Origin of the sequence: Arthrobacter sp. H14 (assembly GCF_000520495.1) — a bacterium.
Taxonomy (GTDB): domain Bacteria; phylum Actinomycetota; class Actinomycetes; order Actinomycetales; family Micrococcaceae; genus Arthrobacter_C.
Genome location: NZ_KI914652.1, coordinates 33,010 through 38,404 on the forward strand (window position 1 = coordinate 33,010; position 5,395 = coordinate 38,404).

The following is a 5,395-nucleotide window of genomic DNA, read 5'->3' on the forward strand; positions in this document are numbered from 1 at the left end:
GGCTGGCGAAGAACCCGCCGACCGTGATCATGCTCGCGGGTCTGCAGGGTGCCGGTAAGACGACGTTGGCCGGAAAGCTGTCGAAGTACCTCACCGGCCAGGGGCACAAGCCGCTGCTGGTGGCGTCCGACCTGCAGCGCCCGAATGCGGTGAACCAGCTGCAGGTGGTCGGCTCCCGCGCAGGTGTTCCGGTCTATGCGCCGCATCCCGGTGCGACCTCCGAGCTGGACACTCCGACCGGTGATCCGGTCCAGGTGGCACGCGATGGTGTTGCCGAGGCACGTGCCAAGCTGCACGACGTCGTCATTGTGGACACTGCAGGCCGTCTGGGTGTGGACGCGAAAATGATGCAGCAGGCCGCGGATATCCGCGCCGCCGTCAACCCCGACGAAGTGCTTTTCGTGATCGACGCCATGATCGGTCAGGATGCGGTCAACACCGCCTTGGCGTTCGACGAAGGCGTCAACTTCACCGGCGTCGTGCTGTCCAAGCTCGACGGCGATGCCCGCGGTGGTGCCGCGCTGTCCGTGGCGCAGGTGACCGGCAAGCCGGTGATGTTCGCCTCCACAGGTGAGGGTCTGGACGACTTCGAGCTGTTCCACCCGGACCGGATGGCGAACCGCATCCTCGACATGGGCGACATGCTGACCCTGATCGAGCAGGCCGAGAAGTCCTGGGACCAGGATGAAGCCGCGCGGATGGCGCAGAAGTTCTCCGACCAGGAGGACTTCACGCTCGACGACTTCCTGGCGCAGATGGCCCAGATCAAGAACATGGGCTCGATGAAGAAGATGCTCATGATGATGCCCGGTGCCGCGGGGATGCGCGAGCAGTTGGAGAACTTTGACGAGCGCGAGATTGACCGGGTTGAGGCGATTGTCCGCTCGATGACCCCGCACGAACGGGTTGCCCCGAAGATCATCAACGGCTCACGCCGCGCCCGGATTGCCCGCGGTTCCGGCGTGACCGTATCCGAGGTCAACGGAATGCTGGAGCGGTTCGGCCAGGCGCAGAAGATGATGAAGCAGATGGCCAAGGGTGGCGGTGTTCCCGGTATGCCGGGGATGGCCGGACCGGGCGGCTTCAGCGGCGGCAAGAAAAAGCAGCAGCAGGCCAAGAACAATAAGAAGTCGCGTTCGGGCAACCCGGCGAAGCGTGCGGCCGAAGAAAAGGCACTGGCTGAACGGCGCGCCAACGGCAACAAGTCTGTTCCGACCGGTGCATCTTTCGGTGGCCAGTCGGGGCAGGACTTCGATCCGTCGAACCTTCCCAAGGGTTTCGACAAGTTCCTCGGCGGCGGACGGTAGCTGCGCCGGGGCGCTTTCGGTCGGTGCTGCCGCCGCCCGGAACCGCGTCTATCCTGTCGTGGCAGTCGGATAGCGTGCTTGCATGACTAAAGAGCGGATTGTCTTCGTCCACGGCAGTGGAAGTTTCGGTGCTGCCGCCTGGCCGAAGCAGCACAGGCTCGCCGGCCGCTACGACTGCCTGTTCGTCAAGCGGCACGGATTCGATGCGACGGCGGATCCGGAGCCTACCGATTTCGACGCCGACATGCGCATCGTGCTGGACAATCTGGACGGCAGGCCCGGACATCTCGCAGCAGCCAGCCAGGGTGCTATTGCCGCAATGATGGCCGCCGTGGAGCGGCCGGACCTGGTCAAATCACTTACCCTTTTTGAACCGGCGTGCCTGTCGCTGACGGCGGATCTGCCTGCGACAATGCAGCACCGTGAAGTCGTTGGTCAGTTGTTCGAGCGGCGGGCCGGGATGTCCGACGAGGAATTCCTGCGCGAATTTGTCCGGCTGGTGTACTCCGCTGATGCTCAGATGCCAACCACTGAGGATGCCAAACGGTCTGCATCCCGGCTCCGAATGCAACGGCCGCCCTGGGAGGCGCCCCTGCACATCGTTCCCGGTGTTCCCACCCTCGTCGTCACAGGTGCGTGGGAACCGCTGTATGAAGAAGTGGCGCACTACCTGGAAAGCACCGGAGCGACACATATCCACACCGGCGGACACCATCGGCCGCACGACACCGACGAAGGACACCAAGCACTGGTCGACTTTGTCTCCGGCCATGTATGAAATCCGTCCGGCTGAACCCCTGGACATCACCTTGCTGCCGGTTATCGAAGCCGCCTCGGATTCGCTCCTGACGACTATTGGCGGAAAGCCACTGAGCGCGCCACTGCCACCTGGCGCATCCGGGGAGGAAATGGCCGCCTCGCTCAAACTGCTGGTGGCCGGCAGGCCATGTATCGGATTCGCACGGCTGGAGGAGGTCGACGGCGGCGCTCACCTCGAGCAGCTGTCGGTCCTTCCAGCGCACACGGGCCAGGGTGTTGGCCGGTCACTGGTCTCCGCATCCCTGAACTGGGCCCGGCAGCAAGGCTATGGATGGATGAGCCTGTGCACCTTTGCGGATGTGTCGTTCAACGCGCCGTTCTATGTCTCCTGCGGATTCCGCGTGGTCGAAAAACCTGAGGGTGCTTTGGCGCAGCTGCGGGAACACGAAAATGCTGCGGGCCTGGACGCGCTCGGCCGCCGGGTTGCCATGCGCGTGGAGCTGTAGAAGCCATTGGCTACTCAATCCCAGCGGCGGACTCAGACGCGGACCCAGGGTTGAAAAAGAGTGAAGCTTCAACTATTCTTGTCTGTATGAACCTTCAAGCAACGCATCAGGACCTCCTCCCGGCCGATCTCGCCATGGGCACGGTCGTGCTCAAGGTCGGCGACATGAAAAAGATGCTCGACTACTACAAGAAGGCGCTCGGCCTGGACGTAGTGGCCGAAGCCGACGGCGGCGTCTACCTGGGCCGCGGCAACACGCCATTGATTCACCTCGCCCCTGCGGCGGGCCTGAAGATCCCTTCCCGCGGCGAAGCCGGACTGTTCCATACCGCCCTGCTCTTCAGCGACCAAGCCTCGCTTGCCGCCACGGTGGCCTCCGCCGCACAGTACAACCCGCAGGCGTTCGTGGGCAGCGCAGATCACCTGGTCAGCGAAGCGTTCTACTTCACCGACCCTGAAGGCAACGGCATCGAGCTCTACTACGACAAGCCGCGCAGCACCTGGCAGTGGCAAAACGGGCAGGTGCAGATGGACAACGTCGCCCTGCCCCCTCAGGGGTACCTCAACTCCCACCTGACCGAAGAAGCGGTGACCGGCCAGCGCAAGGCGGGTGCCGGTGTCGGGCACGTCCATCTTCAGGTGGGCGACGTCGAGACGGCGCAGCAGTTCTACGTCGACACGCTCGGATTCGAGAAAACCGCCGGGTGGCATGGCCAGGCGCTGTTCGTCTCGGCCGGCAAGTACCATCACCACATGGCCATGAATGTGTGGAACAGCCGCGGCGCTGGGCCTCGCAAGGACACGCTCGGGCTCGGTGAAGTGCTGATCACGGTGCCGGGCACGGACGACGTCGGCGCATTGGCCGAGCGACTGTCGCACCGGGGCGTTTCGGCCAACCACGACGGCGCAGAGCTGCGGTTCGAGGATCCGTGGCGGAACACCATCCGGGTCGCCGCCGCGTAACTGGAGCGCCAAGTCGCGGAACGGGCCGGGTTTCTGGCACAATAGACTCCGTACCCGATCCGTACGGCCCCTCTCACCGTGCGCGTATTGTGTCCTCAGAACCCCCATGAATGGCCCGCCCCACGGGTGCAGGAAACGGGTTCGCCCTTAAAATCATCAAGGAGTGACCACACAAGTGGCCGTAAAGATTCGTTTAAAGCGCTTCGGCAAGAAGTTCGACGCTCACTACCGCATTGTCGTCATGGACGGCCGTGCCAAGCGCGATGGCTATGCCATTGAAGAGGTCGGCAAGTACCAGCCGATGCAGGAGCCCTCGTTCATCGAGGTCAAGTCCGAGCGCGTGCAGTACTGGCTCGGCGTTGGCGCACAGCCGACCGAGCAGGTCGCCGCCATCCTGAAAATCACCGGTGACTGGCAGAAGTTCAAGGGCCTTCCCGGTGCCGAAGGCACCCTGAGGTACCCCAAGGGCAAGGAGCCGTTCGTGGCTCCGGAGAAGGACTCGGTCGTCGTACCCGAGGCCATCACGCCCAAGAAGAAGGATACCGCTGAGGCCCCTTCCGACGCCGAGAAGGCTCCGGAAGCGGACGCCTCCGCCGAAGAGGCTCCGGCCGCCGAAGCTGAGAAGGCTGAGTAGATTGCTGGCTGACGCACTCGAACACTTGGTCCGCGGCATTGTTGACAGTCCTGACGACGTCGACGTGTCGATGAAGAACAACCGCCGCGGGGAAACCCTTGAGGTGCGTGTTCATCAGGACGATCTCGGACGGGTGATTGGCCGCCAGGGCCGCACCGCACGTGCTCTGCGCACAGTGGTTTCGGCGTTGGCCGATGGTGAGCCGGTACGCGTGGACGTTGTTGATACGGACCGCCGCCGCTGACCTCAGCTGTATAAGTGAAGAACGTTCGGCCCCGCCACCAGATATTGGTGGAGGGGCCGAATTCTTTTATCATCAGGGTCCAGCCCATGCGGTCGGACCAGGACCGGCCCGGGACAGAAACCCGGCGCCACGCCGGAACCGCCGCCAGCGCAAAGCAGAAGGAGAGTCCATGCAGGTTCAGATTGCAAGGATCGGGAAACCACACGGAATCCGCGGAGAGGTCACCGTCCAGGTGATGACCGACGATCCACAAAACCGCTTCGTCACCGGCGCCGCGTTCGACGTCGAACCGCCGAAACTCGGTCCGTTGACGGTGGTCAGTTCGCGCTGGAACAAAGACATCCTGCTGCTCGGATTCGAGGGCGTGCCGGACCGCAATGCCGCCGAGCTGCTGCGTGGGGTGAAGTTGTTCATCGAAACAGAAGCGGTCGACGACGACGAGGACGACGCCTGGTACGAGCACGAACTTGTGGGCCTGAAGGTCCGCGTGGTTTCTGATGCGGGTGAAGGCGCGTTGGAAGGCGCCGGGGAACCTGCAAGGGAAGATGACGCTCCGGCGGCTGTTCGGCCCGACTCACCCTACGAGGAAGTCGGCACCGTCAGTGGCTTGAACACCATGCCGGCGCAGGACCTTCTGGTGGTTGAAACAAGCGGCGGTGATGAAGTCCTGGTCCCATTCGTCGCGGAGATCGTTCCAGAGGTTAATGTCGGCGGTGGCTACATCCTCCTCGACCCGCCCGCCGGCCTCTTTGAGCTGAACCGCGGCGACAACGCTCCAGGAAGCAACGGCTAGTGAAAATCGACGCCGTCAGCATCTTCCCCGAGTACTTGGCGCCGCTGGAGCTGTCCCTGATCGGCAAGGCGCGGCAGGATGGAATTCTCGACCTGCGGGTACATGATCTTCGCACGTTCACTACGGACCGGCATCGTACCGTTGACGACACTCCATACGGCGGGGGCGCCGGCATGGTGATGAAGCCCGA

General features: G+C 63.4%; 7 protein-coding genes and 1 pseudogene. All 8 read left to right on the top strand.

Going from position 1 to position 5,395, the window contains the following annotated elements:
* The coding region (locus Y707_RS25215; RefSeq protein ID WP_035781305.1) for a signal recognition particle protein at positions 1-1,307 on the top strand (1,307 nt) is incomplete at its 5' end.
* An 82-nt stretch (positions 1,308-1,389) separates the two neighbouring features.
* Positions 1,390-2,085, top strand: coding sequence for an alpha/beta fold hydrolase (locus Y707_RS0111095; RefSeq protein WP_026535144.1), 696 nt, complete (start codon positions 1,390-1,392; stop codon positions 2,083-2,085).
* Positions 2,078-2,572 carry a GNAT family N-acetyltransferase gene (locus Y707_RS0111100; protein WP_035781307.1) on the top strand — a complete coding sequence of 165 codons (495 nt, stop codon included), beginning with the start codon at positions 2,078-2,080 and terminating at the stop codon, positions 2,570-2,572. Before Y707_RS0111095 ends, Y707_RS0111100 begins: the two co-directional genes overlap by 8 nt.
* 86 nt (positions 2,573-2,658) lie before the next feature.
* Positions 2,659-3,534 carry a VOC family protein gene (locus Y707_RS0111105; RefSeq protein WP_026535146.1) on the top strand — a complete coding sequence of 292 codons (876 nt, stop codon included), beginning with the start codon at positions 2,659-2,661 and terminating at the stop codon, positions 3,532-3,534.
* Positions 3,535-3,709: 175 nt separating this feature from the next.
* The gene (rpsP, locus tag Y707_RS0111110; protein ID WP_026535147.1) at positions 3,710-4,168 is read left to right on the top strand and encodes a 30S ribosomal protein S16; all 459 of its coding nucleotides are present in this window, start codon (positions 3,710-3,712) and stop codon (positions 4,166-4,168) included.
* A gap of 1 nt (position 4,169) precedes the next feature.
* Positions 4,170-4,412, top strand: coding sequence for an RNA-binding protein (locus Y707_RS0111115; RefSeq protein ID WP_026535148.1), 243 nt, complete (start codon positions 4,170-4,172; stop codon positions 4,410-4,412).
* 169 nt (positions 4,413-4,581) lie between these two features.
* Positions 4,582-5,205 carry a ribosome maturation factor RimM gene (gene rimM / locus Y707_RS0111120; protein WP_026535149.1) on the top strand — a complete coding sequence of 208 codons (624 nt, stop codon included), beginning with the start codon at positions 4,582-4,584 and terminating at the stop codon, positions 5,203-5,205.
* Positions 5,205-5,395, top strand: a pseudogene (locus Y707_RS25220) (tRNA (guanosine(37)-N1)-methyltransferase TrmD); the annotation flags it as partial. The gene rimM and the pseudogene Y707_RS25220, both read left to right, overlap by 1 nt.

Excerpts from the sequence above, each read along its gene's own strand:
- Y707_RS0111095 (WP_026535144.1), top strand. The coding sequence starts at position 1,390 with ATGACTAAAGAGCGGATTGTCTTCGTCCACGGCAGTGGAAGTTTCGGT.
- rimM (WP_026535149.1), top strand. The coding sequence starts at position 4,582 with ATGCAGGTTCAGATTGCAAGGATCGGGAAACCACACGGAATCCGCGGA.
- Y707_RS0111105 (WP_026535146.1), top strand. The coding sequence starts at position 2,659 with ATGAACCTTCAAGCAACGCATCAGGACCTCCTCCCGGCCGATCTCGCC.
- Y707_RS0111100 (WP_035781307.1), top strand. The coding sequence starts at position 2,078 with ATGTATGAAATCCGTCCGGCTGAACCCCTGGACATCACCTTGCTGCCG.